The sequence below is a fragment of the Picosynechococcus sp. PCC 73109 genome, from assembly GCF_001521855.1.
Taxonomy (GTDB): Bacteria; Cyanobacteriota; Cyanobacteriia; order Cyanobacteriales; family MRBY01; genus MRBY01.
The window spans coordinates 511,336-529,930 of sequence record NZ_CP013998.1 but is presented as its reverse complement, the minus strand read 5'-3'; the positions used below and the strand labels follow the sequence as shown (position 1 = coordinate 529,930).

At 50.1% G+C, this 18,595-nt stretch carries 18 protein-coding genes; 9 read left to right on the top strand and 9 right to left on the bottom strand.

Annotated elements, in window-relative coordinates; genetic code table 11:
- Positions 1 to 22 precede the first annotated feature (22 nt).
- The 3 genes from AWQ23_RS02490 to AWQ23_RS02480 all read left to right on the top strand — a co-directional run bounded on the left by AWQ23_RS02490 (position 23) and on the right by AWQ23_RS02480 (position 3,036).
- Entirely contained in the window at positions 23 to 907 is an 885-nt protein-coding gene (locus tag AWQ23_RS02490; RefSeq protein WP_062432186.1) for a transglutaminase family protein, read from the top strand.
- Between the two features lie 243 nt (positions 908 to 1,150).
- Complete coding sequence (locus tag AWQ23_RS02485) at positions 1,151 to 2,041, top strand: mechanosensitive ion channel family protein (protein WP_062432183.1); 891 nt, start codon at positions 1,151 to 1,153, stop codon at positions 2,039 to 2,041.
- Between the two features lie 65 nt (positions 2,042 to 2,106).
- The gene (locus AWQ23_RS02480; protein ID WP_062432180.1) at positions 2,107 to 3,036 is read left to right on the top strand and encodes a bestrophin family protein; all 930 of its coding nucleotides are present in this window, start codon (positions 2,107 to 2,109) and stop codon (positions 3,034 to 3,036) included.
- A 31-nt stretch (positions 3,037 to 3,067) separates the two neighbouring features.
- Here the strand turns inward: AWQ23_RS02480 and AWQ23_RS02475 are convergent, their stop codons facing one another.
- Complete coding sequence (locus AWQ23_RS02475; protein ID WP_030007082.1) at positions 3,068 to 3,853, bottom strand: proteasome-type protease; 786 nt, start codon at positions 3,851 to 3,853, stop codon at positions 3,068 to 3,070.
- Between the two features lie 169 nt (positions 3,854 to 4,022).
- On the opposite strand from AWQ23_RS02475, the gene AWQ23_RS02470 reads away from it, so the two are divergent.
- Complete coding sequence (locus tag AWQ23_RS02470) at positions 4,023 to 4,580, top strand: zinc-ribbon domain-containing protein (protein WP_062432177.1); 558 nt, start codon at positions 4,023 to 4,025, stop codon at positions 4,578 to 4,580.
- Between the two features lie 35 nt (positions 4,581 to 4,615).
- Here AWQ23_RS02470 and AWQ23_RS02465 read toward each other — a convergent pair whose 3' ends face one another.
- From AWQ23_RS02465 to AWQ23_RS16415, 3 genes are all read right to left on the bottom strand, one after another.
- Positions 4,616 to 5,749: an amidoligase family protein gene (locus AWQ23_RS02465; protein ID WP_062432174.1), complete on the bottom strand. Its 1,134-nt coding sequence runs from the start codon at positions 5,747 to 5,749 to the stop codon at positions 4,616 to 4,618.
- Between the two features lie 91 nt (positions 5,750 to 5,840).
- Positions 5,841 to 6,611 carry a hypothetical protein gene (locus AWQ23_RS02460; protein WP_062432171.1) on the bottom strand — a complete coding sequence of 257 codons (771 nt, stop codon included), beginning with the start codon at positions 6,609 to 6,611 and terminating at the stop codon, positions 5,841 to 5,843.
- Positions 6,612 to 6,706: 95 nt separating this feature from the next.
- Positions 6,707 to 6,835, bottom strand: a complete 129-nt coding sequence (locus AWQ23_RS16415) for a hypothetical protein (RefSeq protein ID WP_255355996.1) — start codon at positions 6,833 to 6,835, stop codon at positions 6,707 to 6,709.
- 283 nt (positions 6,836 to 7,118) lie between these two features.
- Between AWQ23_RS16415 and AWQ23_RS02455 the strand changes: the two genes are divergently transcribed.
- Complete coding sequence (locus tag AWQ23_RS02455; protein WP_062432168.1) at positions 7,119 to 8,720, top strand: iron uptake porin; 1,602 nt, start codon at positions 7,119 to 7,121, stop codon at positions 8,718 to 8,720.
- A gap of 179 nt (positions 8,721 to 8,899) precedes the next feature.
- Here the strand turns inward: AWQ23_RS02455 and AWQ23_RS02450 are convergent, their stop codons facing one another.
- On the bottom strand, positions 8,900 to 10,516 hold the full coding sequence (locus AWQ23_RS02450; protein ID WP_062436468.1) for an MFS transporter: 1,617 nt from the start codon (positions 10,514 to 10,516) through the stop codon (positions 8,900 to 8,902).
- Positions 10,517 to 10,647: 131 nt separating this feature from the next.
- Here AWQ23_RS02450 and AWQ23_RS02445 point away from each other — a divergent pair, with 131 nt between their 5' ends.
- The gene (locus tag AWQ23_RS02445; protein ID WP_062432165.1) at positions 10,648 to 12,318 is read left to right on the top strand and encodes a serine/threonine-protein kinase; all 1,671 of its coding nucleotides are present in this window, start codon (positions 10,648 to 10,650) and stop codon (positions 12,316 to 12,318) included.
- Here the strand turns inward: AWQ23_RS02445 and AWQ23_RS02440 are convergent.
- The 3 genes from AWQ23_RS02440 to leuD are packed head-to-tail and all read right to left on the bottom strand — an operon-like array spanning position 12,315 to position 14,545.
- Positions 12,315 to 13,568 carry an FGGY-family carbohydrate kinase gene (locus AWQ23_RS02440; protein ID WP_062432163.1) on the bottom strand — a complete coding sequence of 418 codons (1,254 nt, stop codon included), beginning with the start codon at positions 13,566 to 13,568 and terminating at the stop codon, positions 12,315 to 12,317. The two genes, AWQ23_RS02445 and AWQ23_RS02440, sit on opposite strands and share 4 nt — an antisense overlap.
- The gene (gene queD / locus AWQ23_RS02435; protein WP_012306089.1) at positions 13,568 to 13,945 is read right to left on the bottom strand and encodes a 6-carboxytetrahydropterin synthase QueD; all 378 of its coding nucleotides are present in this window, start codon (positions 13,943 to 13,945) and stop codon (positions 13,568 to 13,570) included. The genes AWQ23_RS02440 and queD overlap by 1 nt, the downstream gene beginning before the upstream one ends.
- A gap of 6 nt (positions 13,946 to 13,951) precedes the next feature.
- Positions 13,952 to 14,545, bottom strand: coding sequence for a 3-isopropylmalate dehydratase small subunit (leuD, locus tag AWQ23_RS02430; protein WP_030007075.1), 594 nt, complete (start codon positions 14,543 to 14,545; stop codon positions 13,952 to 13,954).
- Positions 14,546 to 14,707: 162 nt separating this feature from the next.
- Between leuD and AWQ23_RS02425 the strand changes: the two genes are divergently transcribed.
- The 3 genes from AWQ23_RS02425 (at position 14,708) to AWQ23_RS02415 (ending at position 17,655) form a co-directional block, all read left to right on the top strand.
- A complete protein-coding gene (locus tag AWQ23_RS02425; RefSeq protein WP_041443335.1) occupies positions 14,708 to 15,037 on the top strand; it encodes a DUF6825 family protein in 330 nt (109 codons plus the stop codon).
- Positions 15,038 to 15,116: 79 nt separating this feature from the next.
- Positions 15,117 to 16,859 carry an AarF/ABC1/UbiB kinase family protein gene (locus tag AWQ23_RS02420; protein ID WP_030007073.1) on the top strand — a complete coding sequence of 581 codons (1,743 nt, stop codon included), beginning with the start codon at positions 15,117 to 15,119 and terminating at the stop codon, positions 16,857 to 16,859.
- Between the two features lie 64 nt (positions 16,860 to 16,923).
- Positions 16,924 to 17,655, top strand: a complete 732-nt coding sequence (locus tag AWQ23_RS02415) for a Stp1/IreP family PP2C-type Ser/Thr phosphatase (protein WP_062432160.1) — start codon at positions 16,924 to 16,926, stop codon at positions 17,653 to 17,655.
- Between the two features lie 19 nt (positions 17,656 to 17,674).
- Here AWQ23_RS02415 and AWQ23_RS02410 read toward each other — a convergent pair whose 3' ends face one another.
- Complete coding sequence (locus tag AWQ23_RS02410) at positions 17,675 to 18,580, bottom strand: D-hexose-6-phosphate mutarotase (RefSeq protein ID WP_062432157.1); 906 nt, start codon at positions 18,578 to 18,580, stop codon at positions 17,675 to 17,677.
- Between the last annotated feature and the right edge of the window lie 15 nt (positions 18,581 to 18,595).

Here is an 18,595-nt window from a genome sequence, read left to right as displayed (position 1 = left end):
TTTACTTTTTTAGGCCTGTGTTGTGCGCTATCAGATTACTCATTCGACCCTCTACACCTATAGTCATCCCGTAGAACTGGGCAGTCATTGTGTCAAATTATGTCCACGCACCGATGGCCAGCAACGGCTCCGGCAGTTTCACTTAGAGGTTGACCCGCTACCCCGGCAGCACACCCGCCTCCTGGATCCAGATGGCAACGTGGCGGATCGCTTCTGGTTTGATCCGCAACCTGTACAGTCCCTAAAGTTCGTCACAACGGCAGAGGTGGAAGTCGTCTGTCAGAATCCCTTTGATTACCTTGCGGCTCCCTGGGCGATCGCCTGTCCCTGGGACTACCCCAGTTCCCTCGCCCTCAGACTTCATCCCTACCGACAACTCACCACTCCCCATCCCCGCGTCGTGGAGTTAGCCCAGGATCTCTTGCACCAAGTAGAAGGGAATGCCGGCCTCTTTGTGAGCCAACTGACCCAGCGCATCTATGAAGATTGTCGCTATATCCATCGCCTTGAAGGGGCACCCCAACTCCCTGGGATCACCCTCAGCCAACGGACAGGTACCTGCCGTGATTTTGCCTTGTTATGGGTTGAGGCCTGTCGAGTCGCTGGTCTAGCGGCACGGTTTGTCAGTGGCTACCAACGGGGCGATGAAACCACAACCCAACATGAACTCCATGCCTGGGGAGAAGTGTATATGCCGGGAGGTGGCTGGCGCGGCTTTGATCCCACCTTGGGTTTAGCGGTCACAGACGGTCATATCGCCGTTGCCGCAACGGGAGATCCCCGACGGGCGGCCCCTGTATCAGGGGATATCCAGAGTCCCTTGGGTAGACCCCAGACGAGCTTGGTCTGCGATATTCGTCTGGTTGATGATGCGCTTTTTTCCCAAACACAATCACAATCGCAATAATGCTCTAGGGTCTATCATCAGTTAAGCCAGAGGATGGCATTAGCGAATCATTTCTATATGCTAAACCCCGTTAACTTGACAGCTTTACGGAAAGCTTTCACCATGAAATCGGTTCAGTTAACTTGAGCAGAATACTTTTTATTTTCCCTCAGTACTGATGGCATTGTTGCCAATCCTAAAATTTTTGTTGAATTATTCTCCTGATTAGATTGAGTTTCACTACAAACTGAAGTCACACATTTTATGAACCAAATTACAGAAACCATTATTAACAGTCTACAAGCTATTTTAAGTATCGGTATTCAACGAATCCCTGGCTTGCTAACTGGAATCATTATTCTATTTTTAACAAGGTATTGCTCGGAAATTTTCCAGAAAATAACCAAAGAAGTTACCGCCAAAACCATCAAAAATCATTCACTACAAATTCTGGCTGACAAAGGCGTTTATGTGGGAACGTGGGTTTTAGGTGTTTTATTTGCCTGTGTAGTCGCTTTTCCTGGCCTGAGTTTAGGGGATATCGTTGCCACTTTAGGGGTGGGTTCAATCGCCATTGGTTTTGCATTTCAGGATATCGTCAAAAACTTTTTTGCGGGGATTATCCTACTGGTTGAGGAGCCTTTTCGCATCGGTGATGAAATTGCAGTCAGTGACTACCAAGGTATTATTGAAGATATCAGCATCCGCACAACGAGCATTCGCACCTATCAGGGTGAGAAAGTCTTGCTACCAAATGCCAGCGTGTTTACTGATGCGGTAATGGTGAAAACAGCTTATCCTAATCGGCGCACTGATCTCGGTGTGGGGGTAGATTATAATACGCCCCTGCCAATGGCCAAGGATTTATTACAGCAAACGATTTGTGATTTGGATGGCGTTTTAGCACAGCCTGCCCCCGAAATTGATCTCGTCAGTTTTGGCGATAGTTCCATTGACTTTATTGTCCGCTATTGGACAACGCCTAAACAAAAAGAAGTTCGTCGCGTCCAAACCCTGGCAATTATTAAGATCAAAGAAGTATTCGACGCAGCTGATATTAATATCCCCTATCCCATTCGCACTTTATATTATTACAATCAGGATAAATACAATGATTATCTGCCCAGCCAATTACCTGCAGGAGATGATACTTAGAAAGCTGATTTGAAAACTGAATATTTAATTTGTTGACTCACACAAAAAAATTACTTTAGATACCGATGATTACCTCTGACAAACTGGATAAACCCGATTGGCTTAGTACTATCTTTCAGGTCAAGGGGGCTGTCTTGTCTATGATTTTGCCGCGCATCCTTTTTTTCTGTATTTTGACTGCGGCATTGACATTTATCTACCTCCAGGGTTTGCCTATCTATCTTGAGAAACTGGGAGATTTGACCACAAATGTTATTTACAATCTGATTCTGGGTTTGCTCATCGTTTTTCGCACCAACACATCCTACGAGCGTTTTTGGGAAGGGCGAAAAGCATGGGGAGGAATCGTTGTGAATATCCGTAATCTTGCCCAGGAAATTTTGATCGGGATTACGACCTCAACAGAAAAAGAAATACAGGGCAAAAAACAAGCTTTAAATCTACTGCTTGCTTTTGCGATCGCCACCAAGTTGCACCTACGGGGAGACCAAGTAAACGACAGACTAGAAGCATTGGTCGAGCCGGAGCAGGTCGCGCAACTGAAAGACTCGAAAAATCGCCCCCTTGATATTCAATTTTGGTTACGCACCTATCTACATCAGCAACTCAAGCTGAAAAATTTTGGGGATGCGCAGCTAAATATGACCACCGGTATGCTGAATAATCTCACGGATAGTGTGAGTGGTTGCGAAAGAATTTTAACCACCCCAATTCCGATTACCTATCGTGTCTATTTAAAGCGCTTGATTTTAATTTATTGTTTTGGTTTACCGTTCCGCTTGGTGCCTGAGATGACCTGGTGGGCAATTCCGATTGTGGCCGTGGTTAGCTTCCTGTTACTAGGCGTTGAAGAAGTCGCCCGGGAGCTAGAAAATCCCTTTGGTTTTGATGTTAATGATCTGCCCCTAGACGATCTGTGTGACGTGATCGAAGGCAATCTTGAACGTGTCTCTAGTTTGCATGGCCAGACGAAAGAATTAGCGTCTGTATCGTGATTAGGGATGACAAACAATACTCCCGATTGCGTCACTCAAGAAAATCTGTGCCATTGCTTGCGGGATCTTGATCCTGCTGATTAAAGTCCCGGTTCCATTCCACCCCTGGCATTGCTTCAGAGGCTTGTTTGAGGGCATTTTCCCAATAGCGACGAATTTTGAGTAAGTAGGGGTCGCGGGCTTCTAACCGCAAACGGTGCTGGATTTTGAGGCTATTGACCGCATAGGAAATCATATCGATGGGAGGCCCCACAGACAGGTTAGAACGCATTGTGGAGTCGATGGAGAGGAGGGCTGATTTGGCGATCGCATCTAAAGAAGACTCATAGGAAAGGGTGCGATCTAAGATCGGTTTGCCATACTTCGTTTCGCCAATCTGTAGATAAGGGGTCTCTGGGGTCGCGCGAATACAATTTCCCTGGCTGTAGATAAGAAAAAGCTCCGGCGGTGCCCCAGCAATTTGCCCAGCGAGGAGAAAATTACACTGGAAATCAATGTGATCCTTTTCGAGCCAAGGTCGATCTTCCTGTTGCAGTTGGCGAGTCTTTTTGCCAATGTAGCGGGCGGCATCATAAAGACTAGGAATCGTATGGAGATTGTGGGGCGTACCACTGCGAATCTCCTGTTCTAGTTGATAGGTGATGGCTTGGGTAATGGATAAATTGCCCGAAGTACAGAGAATAAGTACCCGTTCCCCTGGGCAGGAAAAATCAAATAACTTTTGATAGGATGAAACGTAATCAACCCCCGCATTGGTGCGTGAATCGGCGGCGAGAATAAAACCCTGGCGAACTAAGATTCCTAAACAATATGTCAATCTTGATGACCTCGTTTGACCTGATGGGATTCACAGAAAAAATTTTGGGTTGGCCGAGCGTAACCTGTCAGGATATGGACGACAAAAGCCAGTTGCTGTCACGTTAATCATCGCATATCTTCCAAGCTGCGCGAGCATTATTTTTGCAAATTATTGTTGGAGTTTCCCCATGAATTACGTTTGTTATCTCGGTTCTGGGCAACGGCTTGATTTGGCGAACCAAGGCTCCCATACCGTTATTACCCTCAGCCAAAGTGGCCCCGGACAACAACAACAAAGCACAAACCGTTACCTAACGGGCACCTGGACGGCACAACCAACGGTGATGCAAGCGGGCGGGATCACGGTGATCACGGTTTTTAGCGCGACAAAAACAACGCAAATTACTGTACAAGGCCAGGCGATCGCCCTTTGTGAACAACCCCTCAATTTACAGGGTGCCCAATCGCTGCCTTTAGAGCAAACGGCGGCGAAATCTCCGGAGCCAATGTCTCCTTTAGAACCCCTGCCCCCACTCAAAATGGGCAACATGGAAATGAAAATGAAGCCGATGGAAATGCGCCTGGGCAATATGGAGATGCGGATCGATGATCTGAATCAACCGGCCCAGCAGCAACCGACGCCAGCAGCAAATAATAAGCCAAAACGGTTTTGCGGCCAATGTGGTCAAGCCATTACCGCAGGCGATCGCTTTTGTACCCAGTGCGGTCAGCCTTTGTCGCCCTAGCGATAGCGCTTAATCTAAGGGTTCCATCGTTGAAATTACTGAAAACCTTTTTTCCGGGCCTTGCCTTGGGGCACCTGTTGCAACCAAAGATCAATTTGCTCTGTATCCAGTTGCAGTTGTTGCAAAAGAGCTTGGACATTTGCACGGGTATATTTTTCTGGGGGGCCTGGGGCGATCGCCTCTCCCTGAGCAGCCAAATGTAAAACGGCGGTAAATAAAGAAGCGGCCTGAAGAATTGGCGTTGTCTCTAGCCAAACGGGGAGAATCCGCACCTCAATCGTGTTTTTGTGGGGTAGGGCATTGATGCAGTTCACCAAATTAAAATCACAATATTTTGTCAGCTTGAGGCGATGAAGTTGCTGCTGGACGGCGGGCCAGGGGAGTTGTCGAAATTCCGGCTGGTTCACGGTGGTGAAAAGGGTTTCGGGCCAGGGGCCGAGGCGACGACAATGGGGATTCGTACCCATGAGAGTTTTGAGAATATCCCCATAGCGCCACAACAGATTCACTAAATTGGCGATCGCCGGGGCTGACTGGAGGGGCGTCGCCTCAAAATGAAGGTGAGTTGCGCCTTCAACGGGAGCCGTAAATTTTAGGTGCCGCGCTAAGGATAATAGGGTTTCTAATTGATGCTCGTGGTCTGTCTCCATGGGCGCTGTAATCAATTCACAGGGACGTTCTCGTTCTCCGGGTAGTGGGGCGGCGATCGCCACGGATGCGCCGCTTTGATCATTCACCCGCCGCATCCCCCCTGGCCCCGGTTCTGGTACCGTGCCAAACAAATCGCCGATGGGAGCCATCACGGTTTCTAAAGGGGCTTTGGCCTCGGTCTGACGAGCAATCAAACGCAGCAGACGCTCGTCATCACTGACAATACGATACCAACCTGCTTGGGGTTTGGCCTGGCGCTTCAAGTCTTGTTGCAACGTTAGATCATCGACACATTGGGCGATCATCCGTTGCTGGGGATCTCGGATCTCAAAGCCGAGGGTTAAATTGTGGAAGACTGGTTTGCCCGGTACTTTGCTGGGTTCCGATTGGGGATGAAAAAAGCGATGGACTTGCCCCCCCTGGGCAGTGGCGATCGCCGCTGCTAGATCCTGACGACTGCTTCCTGATGGTGCCAATAACTCAATTTCAAAGCCAATTTTCCAATCTAGAGTAATCACAGTTTTTGCGCCTCGGCCCTTGTCTGTTGTCGTCGATGTTTATCCAAAAAAATGCGGGAGATGATGGCTCACCTCCCAAGACGATTGCCGCTTAGAAACCCATCGCATAGAGGGGCTGGGGCGCACCCGGATCAGAAGAGTAGCGATATTGAATTTGATTGAAATGATAGTCCAAATGAATTTCCATATTGCGTGAAGCGTCGAAGAGGGTCACCACCAACGGATCCCGCTCAATTTCATTGAAGTAAAAAATTTCTTCTCCGGCAGCAGTAAGCTCGACCCATAGACCATCGGCCCGTTGGACAAAATAACCCAAAGTGTGGCCATCACGATTCAAATTCTCAAAGGCAATGGTTTCGACAATCGCGGTGGGATCATAGTGGGATTGCTCGGCGTAGGCCATCTCAACGATGTCATGGGCAACACCCGGTAAGCCCCATTCCAATTTGTCAGCGATGGTTGTTTTTGCTTCAGTCACAGACACATCCCAATATTCGGCAACGACAACCATATCTTCATAGCTAAAGCCTTCGTCGGTATAGTTGCAAAGACCTTGGCCACCGTAATAGTCCCGGGCCGCCGTTAATTTGGTTTCAACGGTTTGATAATCACCATCCTGGAGGAGTTTGCCAGCACTGACCTTGGCATTACCGGGGCCTTCTCCCCAGAATTCCCCCAGCATTTTTGCATCGCACCAGGTGTAGTCTGCAAAGAATAAATCAGTCGCATCCTGGGCGGGGCTTACGGTTAAAGGGGAAGCGGTGGTAGGAAGGGCATTGGCGGAGAATCCGGACACAAATACTGCACCAGTGGCAATCATTTGTAAGAGGGTGCGGGGGGCGGTAAAAAGTGTGGTTGTCATGGCTCTTGATTTTAAGTGGGAATTCTTGTGTGTTGCCCGGTCTTAGTTGTGCCGCCTATTTACTGATGCACTTTGTGGGGCGATCGCCGCTGCAACTAGGCTTGATCAACGCGTCGTTCAGCAAGTTTGAGACGAATTTCTTCGTGGTACTGCTGGGTGATGGGATAAAAGTAGGCGAGTCCTAAGCCAATGATAAGCGCAAGGGTCGGTAAGGGGGCAATCACTTTAATTCAGGTTAAGACGACTTTTCTCCAAAGAAAGTACGTTACAGATTTGTATTTTTGAGATGAAGGCTTAGTGGAAAGGGAAGACGATCTTCTCTCTGTAAATTTTTTGGAGTGGATAGGACCCTACTCCTCTTATCTTCAGTTTCGGTCAAAAGTTCCAGACATTTAGCTTTCTGCCGAGAAATCGCTGATCTGAAAATTTCAAACAAATGAGCTAAGATCTCGCAACCAGTTATTAAACAGTTTCTCAAGTTTAATAGCCTAATCGTGTGAGGAAAAAATGAAAACATCTCTATCTCTCTGGAAGTCTTTATCCATTGCTTCGGCTGCTGTTGGCGTCTCCGTTGCCACTGCTGGCACCGCCCAAGCCCAAGCAAATAACAGCGAACTCCTTAACCAGATCAACACCTACAGTCAAGGTGACATTGCTCAGGTAAACAGCGTTTTCCAACTCAGCGATGTTTCTCCCTCTGACTGGGCTTTTGATGCGCTTCGTAACCTAGTCGAAAACTACAACTGTATCGTTGGTTACCCCGATGGCACCTATCGTGGCAGTCGTCCTCTCAGCCGTTACGAATTTGCGGCTGGTCTGAACGCTTGTTTACAACAAATCGAGCGGATGATTCAAAGTGGTGGTTCTGAAGTAACCCCCGAAGATCTCGCTGCACTCCGTCGCTTGATCAACGAATTTGAAGCGGAACTCGCTACCCTCGGTGCTCGTGTTGACGATCTCGAAGGCCGTGTTGAGTTCCTCGAAGATCACCAGTTTTCTACCACGACCAAGCTCAGTGGTGAAGTTGTTTTCGCCATCCAAGATAGCTTTGGTGATACGGTGTCTGATGGCGGTGTCGATGAAGATGACACAGCAACAACCTTCAGTGATCGCGTTCGGTTAACCCTCGAAACCAGCTTCACTGGTAAAGACACTCTGATTACCCGTTTAACAGCCGGTAATTCGGCAAGCTTGACGCCTGAAATCGGTGGTGGTGTGGGTTTTCAAACCTTCAATCTTGACACCGATGGTAATGATGTCGTTATCGACTGGTTGGCATACTACTTCCCGCTCAGAAGAGCAAACGTTTATCTAGCAGCCTTTGGTGGTCTCCACAGTGATTACACAAGTACCACTTTTGGCGCCAATGGTTTAGAAGATTTTACCGGTGCTTCTGGTTCTCTAACTCAACTTGCAGCGTCTAGCCCCATCTATACCATTGGTGGCGGCTCTGGTCTTGGTTTCAACATGCCTCTTGGCCCTGTTGATATTTCCTTGGGTTACTTAGCTGATGAAGCCAGCTCTTCTGCCGAAGGTGATGGTCTTTTTAACGGTGAATACGGTGCTTTGGCACAGATTGCTTTTAACCTCGGTGAGCGTGCTGAGCTCGGCGTAACATACGTCAACAGTTACCATGACAGCGGCGCGATCTTCGACTTTGGTGGTGGTGCTGCCGTAAATGGAACATTTGCAGCTAACGGACTGAGTGTCGGTGATCTCGAAGCAAATACTTATGGTGTCCAAGGAAAGTTCTCCCTCACTGACAAAATTGATATTGCCGCCTATGGCATGTATTCCGATATCAATGTTATTAGTGGTGGTGACCTTGACGTATACAGCTATGGCTTAGGTGTCTCTTTCTCTGATCTTGGTAAAGAAGGGAATGTGCTTGGTTTGTTTGCGGGTGTCCCCCCTTACCTTGATGGGTCTGGACAAGTAGCCTTTGATGGTGATGAGACTCCGATTCAAGTGGAAGGTTTTTACAAGTATCAACTTAATGATGGGATTTCCATTACTCCTGGTTTAATTTGGTTAAGTAATCCAGGCGAAGGTGCCTATGGTGAAGAAGATGCACTCATTGGTACTCTCCGCACCACCTTCACGTTCTAAGCAGGTTTATCTCACCTAAAATCGTTTGTTTTTTCACACATTTTCTTTGTGAGCCTCGCCTCCGGGCGAGGTTTTTAATTATCTGCTATCTGAGTTTCAGAGTTAATGACTTTTGTCGGAGGCTTCGTCTAATGGAAAAGAGTGCGAGATTTGAAAATCTATTCACACTAGCATTTAGACTAGGCTTGATCGACTCGTCGTTCAGCAAGCTTGAGACGAATTTCCTCGTGGTATTGCTGAGTAATGGGATAAAAATAGGCCAGCACCAGCCCAATAATGAGGGTAATGGTTGGTAAGGGGGCGATCGCAAAGCGGATTGCTAGGAGGGCAGAATCAGGTTGCACGGGGGGCGCTTGACCCGGAATAGATTCAACGAAACCGGCCCAGGCGAGGGCTTGACCCACCAGAAATAAGCTAATAGCCAGACCTATTTTCTGGAGGAGCACCATAAAGCCATAAAAAACGCCTTCCCGCCGTTGTCCGGTGGTGAGTTCGTCTAGTTCAATCACATCGGGCACCATCGACCAGGGGATCAGATAGCTCACGGACACCCCACAGCCAGCCAAGATTGCACAGGCAAACATTAAACCGATTTGTCCCGGTTGTAGGAAAAATAACCCCACCTGGGCAATGATCCACAGGAAAACGCCCCCAAAATACACCGTTTTTTTCCCTAAGTGTTGACTGAGGGCGCTGGCCACAAATAAAAGCACCAGGGCTGTTCCCTGTACCGCCAGAGCCACATTGGGAAACATCGCATCTGGTAGGCCCATCCAGTTGATCACGAAATAGGGCAAGATCGAAGCGGTTAATTGAATCGCCAGCCAAGAGGCCAGATAGATCCCAATCACGAAGAGAAAGGGTTTGTTACTAAAGGCAATTTTCAGTTGCTCCCGGAAGGGAATCGGGGCCGCAAGATCCGTTTGTTCAGCCAAAGGTACTGTTAAATGGGGTTCCGGCACAGAGCGCACGAATGTCCAACCCGCCACCGCCAGCAATAGCCCCGCAGAAATAAACAAAAATGGCCATAAAATTGGCCCCTGGAGCAACCCCAACCCAGCCAGGCCACTCACCCCAGCCATTCCCCATAACCCTTGACCCAATCGCTGTCGTTGCCGAGGGTTTAGGATTGGCGATCGCCCCTTTTCTTGGAGCCGCAACGTACACCACAACAGCGCCAAGCCCGCAAACACTGAACAAACGAGCCCCAGAAGGCTGTACTGCTTTAGGGGATCATCGGGATAAGCTTGAAAGATCAACCGCGCCACAATCAGCGAAAAAATACTAGAGCCAATGGAAAAACTAAACCGAAAACTATTGAGGCTGGTGCGTTCGTGGTAATCCTGGGTTAACTCTGGAGTGAGGGCAGCATAGGGCAAATTGACCGCTGTGTAGGCCAGATTAAATAAAATCCCCATCACAATGTAGTAGCCAAACAAAAACCAATCATTCACTTGATCAATTTCGCTCAATTGGGGAACCAACCACTGCCCAAAAAAGACAAAGACAAAGGGAATAATTCCCCCCAGCATCCAGGGCAAGCGTCGGCCCCAGGGATGACGGGTGCGATCGCTCAAAACCCCCACAATGGGATCATTGATGGCATCGGAAATTTTGCCGATCATCAAGATGCTCCCCGCCAGGCCCGGTGGTAAACCCGCCACTTGGGTAAAAAAGTACAACAGAAAGAAAACCAAGACATTTGCCGTGAGAGCTGGCCCAATATCGCCTGCCCCAAAGGCAATTTTTGTCGATAGGTTGAGTTTTTCTGATGGGGGATGGAGCGGCTGGGTCATGGCAGGGACGCCCGCTTGGGGGCGCAAAGAAACTGCTTGCAATTGTAGTGGCTGCTACGGTAATCGGCGATCGCCAACTCAGAAACGGGGAATGTAAAATAAAATTCACGCCTTTTCGTAACCAAATCCCTATGCAATCTTCCTTGATCAATGGCCGTTACCAAATCGTGAAGACCCTCGGACAGGGTGGATTTGGGGATACCTTTTTGGTGAAAGACCTACAACTGCCCTCCCAACGGCAATGTGTGCTGAAATCCCTCAAGGTACAGGCCACCAGCCCCCAAACGGTCCAGGAGATGCAGCGACGCTTTCAACGGGAAGCTGCCATCCTCGAAGGCCTGGGGGAAAAACATAACCAGATCCCCAAGCTCTACGCCTACTTTGAGGAGCAGGGACGATTTTATTTGGTGCAAGAATGGATCGATGGGCTGACACTTCAGGACATCGTTAAACAGCAGGGCAGCCTAAGCCCGCTCCAGGTACAACAAATTTTGCTGGACTTGTTGCCCGTCCTCCAACTGGTTCATGACCAATACATCATTCACCGGGATATTAAGCCAGAAAATATTATTCTGCGCAGTAGCGATCGCAAACCCGTTTTAATTGACTTTGGGGCCGTCAAAGAAGCCCTGACCACCGCCATTCACCTGGACTTGAGCCAGCCCGTCTCCGTGGCGATCGGCACCCCCGGCTATATGGCCCCCGAACAGGGCACCGGGCGTCCCGTCTATTCCAGTGATTTGTATGGCCTTGGGTTTACGGCGATTTTTCTCCTCACTGGCCAATCTCCCCAACAGTTTCCCAATGATCCCCAAACGGGGGAATTGATTTGGCAGCAAGATTTTCCCTATCTGCAAACGCCATTGGGTCAAGTCATTGCGAAGGCGGTGAAATTCCATCCCCGCGATCGCTTTCCCACGGCCCAGGCGATGTTAAATGCTCTCCGGAATGCAGTGGGCACTGCGGCGGCTCCAGCTCCTGTAGTTAATGGCAATCAAACCACCGCCACCCGGGTTGTGGGATCGCCCCCCGTGGCAAGACGTACCACATTACCGACAAGCACCACCGCCGCCCAACCCCAGGAAACAGAAAATGGTGGCTGTTGGCGTTTGGCGATTCTCACGGTTTTGTTTAGCGGTATTGGCATTAGTGCGGGAATTTGGTTGACCTTTGCCCTTGTCGGGCGATCGCCTGAACCTCAAACTTTCCCCGAAGATCCAGCCTTGAACACAGAGAGCAATTCGCCTGTTCTTGAAACTCCCCTACCCGAACCGACCCCAGAGCCGGAACCGGAACCGGAACCCATTCCAGAACCAGAGCCAGAACCGGAACCCATTCCAGAGCCGGAGCCGGAGCCAGAACCGACCCCAGAACCTACTCCCAGCCCTGGAGAAATTCCGTTAATTCCCGTGGGGACTTCCGGCGCCGCCATTCCCCAAATTATTGCTGTGCCCCCCACCGATCAACGGCCTGGCTTTTGGGGTGATAGTACGGCGATTTTGTATCGCAACTATGGCCCGGCGAATGTCAGCCTCGGCTACATCGTTGACAACACAACGGGCACCCTGGCCCAGACGGAAATCACTTTTCCCGTGGGGACTGACCTCAGCGTGATCCAACAAACCCTGAGTGGCCTCTTGCCCGAAGGCGTGCCCCCGGAAGTGAGCCAAGCGGTGGCTAGTGTCTACAACCGCAATAGCAGTTCCCAATCCTTCACCACGGCCAACCACCGGGGCCAAATTAAACGCAACGATAGCGATCGCCTTTATCTCGGCATCTGGAATCCCGGCTTCCACGATTAGGCTCTGGGCAGTCCCCGTCGGGCGAGGAGAGCGCTCCCATAGGCGGCTTCTGGTTGGGGTGAAATGAGCACTGGGCAACGGAGGTAACGGGCGCGAATTTGTGTCCAAACTGGATTTTTTGCCCCACCGCCAGCGGTAAAGACAGTGCTCACGGGGGGCGCTCCTAGGGCCTGTAACTTTTGGTAACCCTGAGCTTCAATGCGGGCGATGCCTTCTAAGAGTCCTTGTAAAAACTGGCGGGAATCTTGGGGCCGTGGGGTTAATTTTGGTGGCAAAGTTGGGTCATTAATCGGAAAGCGATCGCCAGACCGTAGCAACGGATAATAATTTAAGCCGCTGTCCTGGTGGGGGTTAAGGGTGGCACTGAGTTGTTGTAGTTGTGTGTCATCAAAATAATGTTTGAGCACGGCACCGCCTGTATTTGAAGCGCCACCCACGAGCCACAGATGACCAAACCGATGACTGTAGACCCCGGCGGCCAGGTCTTGAATCGGGCGATCGCCTAACAATTTCAGCACTAGCGTGGAGCCGAGGGAGGTCACTGCTTCCCCAATTTCCTGGGCACCACTGGCGATAAAGGCCGCAATACTATCGGTGGTTCCGGCGCAAATTTGACAGTGGGGATTGATCCCAAAACGCCGAGCAACGGTCGCTAAAATCTTTTGTTTCCCAGCACCGGGGGTTTGCACTTGGGGCAGTAAATGAAACAGAGGATGCTGTTGTAACCAGGAAGGATAACCCAGATTTTCGACGTCATAGCCAAGTTTCAGGGCGTTGTGGTAATCACTCAGGCCAAAGTTGCCGTGGAGTAAGCCACTTAACCAATCCGCCTGGTGACAAAAATAGTTGGCCCCCTGGGTTAATCCCTGGGATTCAAACCAGAGTAATTTGGCGAGGCTGGCCGTGGCCGATTGGACGAGATGTTGGGGCGGTGCCAAGGTGCGGAGCATTGGTAAAACAGTCTGGCCCCGGTCATCGTTGTAAAGCAGAGCTTCTGTAATCGCTTCTCCGGAGGCATCACAGAGTAGAACTGTGCCAGAGGTTCCATTGAGGGCGATCGCCTGGAGATTTTGCCGAATCTCTAGATTGAGGGCGGCGAGTAAATGCCAGAGTGCCTCGCGCCAACCCTGGGGCGTTTGTGCAAGGGGATTTACACTAACTGTCTGGGAAATTTCACCCTCACCTGTAATGGCGATCGCCCGCGCCCCAGAAGTCCCGAAATCAAGGCCAAGGTAGAACTGGGTCACCATCAATCTTCGGTATAGATACACCCAGCGGTGCAAGTCTCTTTAATTTCTACCGCCGCTAAACCCGGTAAATCCACTTTTTTTAGTTCTTGGTAAATCCATTGGGCGATCGCCTCGCTGGTGGGACTTTCCATCCCCAGGGAATCATTCAAATGGTAGTGATCCAGGTACTGATCTAGTAGCGGCTGGACGTATTTTTTAATCTCGCCAAAATCGAAAAGCATCCCCTGTTTTGGCCCCGTTTCCTGGAGGCGATCGCCCCGCAGATACACTCGCATCACCCAACTATGGCCATGGAGACGGGCACATTTACCATCGTGGTGGGGCAGTTGGTGGGCTGCCTCAAAGCGAAATTCCTTATAGAGTTCCCACTGGGCCATGATGGTTTAGGCCCAGGCCAGGTAAGGCAATTTTGTCGTCGTTGTGGCAATCTCCGCCTGGTTTGCCACCAATTGACCGCAGCTATCCCAAGTGCCAGCGAGCAATGCTTGTCTAGCCCCTTCTCCTAGCTGGATTTGACCCGACCAATCACCGCAGGAAACTGTCAAATTTTCTAGATCGACGCTGGTGGCCGCCTGGGGATTGGCTTCTAACTGACTTTGCAATGCTTCAACCGTAGCCCGATCCGCCGTGACACAGGGGACGCCGTTGGCGAGGCAGTTCCCAAAGAAAATTTCCGCAAAACTTTCACCCACAATGGCTTCAATACCCCATTTCAAAAGGGCTTGGGGGGCGTGTTCCCGTGAAGAGCCGCAGCCGAAATTACCGTTGACCACGAGGATATTCGCATTCTGATACTGGGGTAAATCAAAGGGATGCTCGCCGTCTAGTTGCTGGCGATCGTCCGCAAAAGCTTGTTCCCCAAGGCCATCAAAGGTGACACACTTCAGAAACCGTGCGGGAATGATGCGGTCTGTGTCGATGTCGTTGCCCCGGAGCGGGATCCCTGTGCCAGAAACTTGCTTGATTTCGCTGCTCATATCTTGTTTGAATCGGTGACCAGTGGGAGATTGCTAATTTAGCATACTTTCCTGGGGCAATTGCCGCAGTGAAAAGGAAACCCCAGGGGCGATCGCCAAAAGACGAAACCTCGTTTAATAGATATAATCTGTTACGAAAGCCATTAAGAAATGTTGCGTCCCATGAACAACCCCGTCCTCCAAGCCCTGGCCTATGGCCGCGCCTTTGCAGAAGTCCTCAAAGAGAGGGTAGAAGACAGTTTGACGGATCTGCTTAGTGATCTTGGTAAATTCGATGCAGAACGCAATCAATGGTTTCAGGAATTTGCCCAAGAAGTCCAGACCCGCGCCGAACGGGAAGCGGCCAATCAAGGTAATTCTAGCCGCCCGATCACCATTGACATTGACGGCGATGATCGCCCCGCTGACCTCCAGGAGATGATCGACAATCTCCGGGCAGAAATTGCGAGCCTCAAAGCGGAACTCAAGCAATATCGCGATACCCAAAATTAAGCTTTTTCTCCCAAGGCGATCGCCCTAGCCACACCATACTTTTCTTTTCCGTAAACCCATTTCGATAGGCAAATTCTTTGTGTCTGCTCTGTCTTCCCAAGTCAATTCCAGGGTCTCTAATCCCAACGCCACCCCAGCACCGCGCCTAGAGCGGGCTAAATCTACCTATCGCTGGAACCGTGGAAACTACTCCAAAAATCGGCGACGGTTCGACATTTGGGTATTTGTGCTCACCCTGATTTTTAAACTAATCCGCAACGGCAAGAAATGGACTTATGCGGGTGGTTTTACCGAAGAGAAACTCGCAGCCCGGCAAAAAATCCAAGCCCAGTGGATCAAAGATAGCTTCCTCGAATTGGGGCCTACTTTTATTAAAGTCGGTCAACTCTTTTCAACCCGCGCCGACCTATTTCCCGAAGCATACGTCCAGGAACTGTCTAAGCTCCAAGACCGCGTCCCAGCCTTTTCCTACGAACAAACGAAGCAAATAATCGAAGCAGACCTCGGTAAACCGATTAATGTCCTGTTTCGCAGTTTCGACCCCGTTCCCCTCGCGGCGGCGAGTCTCGGCCAAGTCCACAAAGCCCAACTCCACAGCGGCGAAGAAGTGGTGGTTAAAGTCCAACGACCGGGCCTGAAACAGCTTTTCACCATTGATCTGGCGATCCTTAAAAAAATTGCCTGGTATTTCCAAAACCATCCCCGTTGGGGCAAAAACCGTGACTGGCTTGGAATCTACGCTGAATGTTGCCGTATCCTCTGGCAGGAAGTAGATTACCTCCAGGAAGGACGCAGTGCCGATACCTTCCGGCGTAACTTCCGGGGGATTGACTGGGTAAAAGTACCAAAGGTCTACTGGCGTTATGCCTCACCGCGAGTGCTGACCTTGGAGTATGTACCGGGGATCAAAATTAGCCATTACGAAGCCCTGGAAGCGGCCGGCCTAGAACGCAAACAATTGGCGAAACTCAGCGCCCGGGCCTATTTACAACAATTACTAAATGATGGTTTTTTCCATGCTGACCCCCACCCCGGTAATCTGGCGGTGAGTCCCGATGGGGCACTCATTTTCTATGATTTTGGGATGATGGGAGAAATCAAAGCCAATGTCAAAGCTGGCCTCATGGAAACCATGTTGGGAATTACAGAAAAGGATGCCGACCGGGTGATGAACTCCCTCGTTACCCTAGGGGCCTTGGAAGCAACCGGAGACTTGGCACCGGTACGCCGCTCGATCCAATTTATGTTGGATAATTTTATGGATAAGCCCTTTGAGGCCCAATCGATTACGGCGATTAGTGATGACCTTTACGAAATTGCCTACGACCAGCCCTTTCGGTTTCCAGCAACCTTTACCTTTGTGATGCGGGCTTTTTCTACCTTAGAAGGGGTCGGCAAAGGTCTTGATCCAGAGTTCAATTTTATGGCGGTGGCTCAACCCTTCGCCCTCCAGGTTATGAGTGAAAATTTACCCAGCGGCAGCAACATTATTGACCAGTTAGGACGCCAGGCGGCACAACTGAGCACTTCCACCTTTGGTTTGCCACGGCGCATTGAAGACACTATCGACAAGCTAGACCGGGGTGATATTCGTATCCGGGTGCGAGCCCAGGAGTCTGACCGACTGCTCCGCAAATTGGGGGGAATGCAACTGGCGACAAATTATACGTTGATTTTTTGTGCGCTGATTTTGTCTGCTACCCTGTTATTTGTGAATGGCTCATTCATTCCGACGGCGGTGGTGGGGGCGATCGCCTTGGTGCCTGGTTGGGCATTATGGCGTCTCCTTAAAAAACTAGATCGCTACGACCGCAAATTTTAGCTAAATTTAGATAAGTTCTAATCTAGTACGCTACTTTTCCAGCTATTTTCCCGAAACCATGCTTATGAAATGTCGCTTTACGGGGCAAACTGATCCCGGGTTGGTGCGCTCCGCTAACCAAGACTCCTACTATTGTGATCCCGACGGGCGATTTTTCATCGTTGCCGATGGCATGGGAGGACACGCAGGGGGAGAAGAAGCTAGTCGGATTGCCGTAGAAACCATCCAGCAATATTTAGAGGCTAATTGGGAAAGCCCAGAAAGCTCAGAAGATCTTTTAGAAACAGCTCTCATCAAAGCCAATGAGGCAATCCTCGCGGATCAACTCGACAACCCAGCCCGTCAAGACATGGGTACGACAGCGGTGATGGTGCTATTTCGGGGCGATCATGTTTGGCGCGCCCACGTGGGGGATTCTCGCCTCTATAGTTTCCGGGGAGACACCCTCATTCAAGTAACTGGCGATCATACCTGGGTCTCCCAGGCAGTGCAGTCGGGAGATATTACGGCAGAACAGGCGAAGGTGCACCCCTGGCGTCACGTCCTTTCCCAATGTCTGGGTCGTAAAGATTTAAGCTTGATTGACCTGGCTACCCTAGAGATTCACAGTGGCGATCGCCTGTTGTTATGCAGTGATGGACTAACGGAAGAGGTAGATGACTCAGAAATCCAATTTATTCTGAGCGCTAATGATGACCTCGACCAGGCAGCGGCGGCTTTAATTGAAACGGCTAAAGATAACGGTGGTTCCGATAACGTCACCGTAGTTTTGGTGCAAGTTGAAGCTGCTTCATAATGATTTTTTCACTGTTTAACTAATCCAGGGGCGCTAGACAATAAGTTACACCGAGGCTGTAGTTAGTGCCGGGAGCGAGGGTGATAGTCTCGGCGGCAGCATTGGCCGTTTCAACACAGAGAAATCGTTGATAGGCGTCCGGAGAAAGATCACCCATGGTTGCAGTTTTCTCCATGCCAGGATTCCAGACGATGGTCGTGGTACTGTTTCGGTTACAAACCTCAATTTTGCGCTCAAGACTAGGATCATCAATGAACAGCTTTGGGGCGGTATTTTGATAAATGCGGTCTACTTCCCCCTGAATAGTGACTTCGCCAATTTGCGATTTTTGCTGTGCGCTGTCTACCTTGTCGATGTAATTCAGGCCCGCAAGACCCAACACTTTCACCCGCTGAATGTCGCCGATGGTGAAGTAGGTGTGGAGAGCTTGGGTAATGGTCATCGGCCTTTGATCGCGGTTATGACTCGTGAGTTCGAGATCTAAGCTTTCGCTTACGGTGATGGCGATCGCCAGTTCAAAAGCATAATCCCAAATTTTGCGGGTCTCTTCGTCATCTTGCAAGCTTAAAATAACGCGGGTTGCGCCATTGGCGAGGGTTTCGGTGTGCCGGACAGTCCAGAGGCGATCGCGGGCAAAACCATGGTTTGCTCGCCCTAATCCGTCCGGGTCTGCCCCAAACCAGGGCCAACAGATGGGAATGCCACCCCGGATCGCTTTTCCTGGTTGGTAATGACTGCGATCGCTCAAAAATAAAAGATCGGCCTGGGCGTTACTGGGCTGAAAAGAAAGCACCTGTCCGCCATAGAGAGAGATTTCTGCCGTGGTAAACCGATTCTTAATTTTGATCACCGGAAAACCCCGTTGGCGATCGCCAAAGGAAAGTTCAGGCAGGCCGTATTGTTGATTGAGTTGGTCAAGATGCATAAAAACTGTGGAGCG

Bases quoted from the DNA above. Each gene is read 5' to 3' on its own strand.
- AWQ23_RS02485 (WP_062432183.1), top strand. From the start codon at position 1,151: ATGAACCAAATTACAGAAACCATTATTAACAGTCTACAAGCTATTTTA.
- AWQ23_RS02480 (WP_062432180.1), top strand. From the start codon at position 2,107: ATGATTACCTCTGACAAACTGGATAAACCCGATTGGCTTAGTACTATC.
- AWQ23_RS02470 (WP_062432177.1), top strand. From the start codon at position 4,023: ATGAATTACGTTTGTTATCTCGGTTCTGGGCAACGGCTTGATTTGGCG.
- AWQ23_RS02460 (WP_062432171.1), bottom strand. From the start codon at position 6,611: ATGACAACCACACTTTTTACCGCCCCCCGCACCCTCTTACAAATGATT.
- AWQ23_RS02455 (WP_062432168.1), top strand. From the start codon at position 7,119: ATGAAAACATCTCTATCTCTCTGGAAGTCTTTATCCATTGCTTCGGCT.
- AWQ23_RS02450 (WP_062436468.1), bottom strand. From the start codon at position 10,516: ATGACCCAGCCGCTCCATCCCCCATCAGAAAAACTCAACCTATCGACA.
- AWQ23_RS02445 (WP_062432165.1), top strand. From the start codon at position 10,648: ATGCAATCTTCCTTGATCAATGGCCGTTACCAAATCGTGAAGACCCTC.
- AWQ23_RS02440 (WP_062432163.1), bottom strand. From the start codon at position 13,568: ATGGTGACCCAGTTCTACCTTGGCCTTGATTTCGGGACTTCTGGGGCG.
- queD (WP_012306089.1), bottom strand. From the start codon at position 13,945: ATGGCCCAGTGGGAACTCTATAAGGAATTTCGCTTTGAGGCAGCCCAC.
- leuD (WP_030007075.1), bottom strand. From the start codon at position 14,545: ATGAGCAGCGAAATCAAGCAAGTTTCTGGCACAGGGATCCCGCTCCGG.
- AWQ23_RS02425 (WP_041443335.1), top strand. From the start codon at position 14,708: ATGAACAACCCCGTCCTCCAAGCCCTGGCCTATGGCCGCGCCTTTGCA.
- AWQ23_RS02415 (WP_062432160.1), top strand. From the start codon at position 16,924: ATGAAATGTCGCTTTACGGGGCAAACTGATCCCGGGTTGGTGCGCTCC.
- AWQ23_RS02410 (WP_062432157.1), bottom strand. From the start codon at position 18,580: ATGCATCTTGACCAACTCAATCAACAATACGGCCTGCCTGAACTTTCC.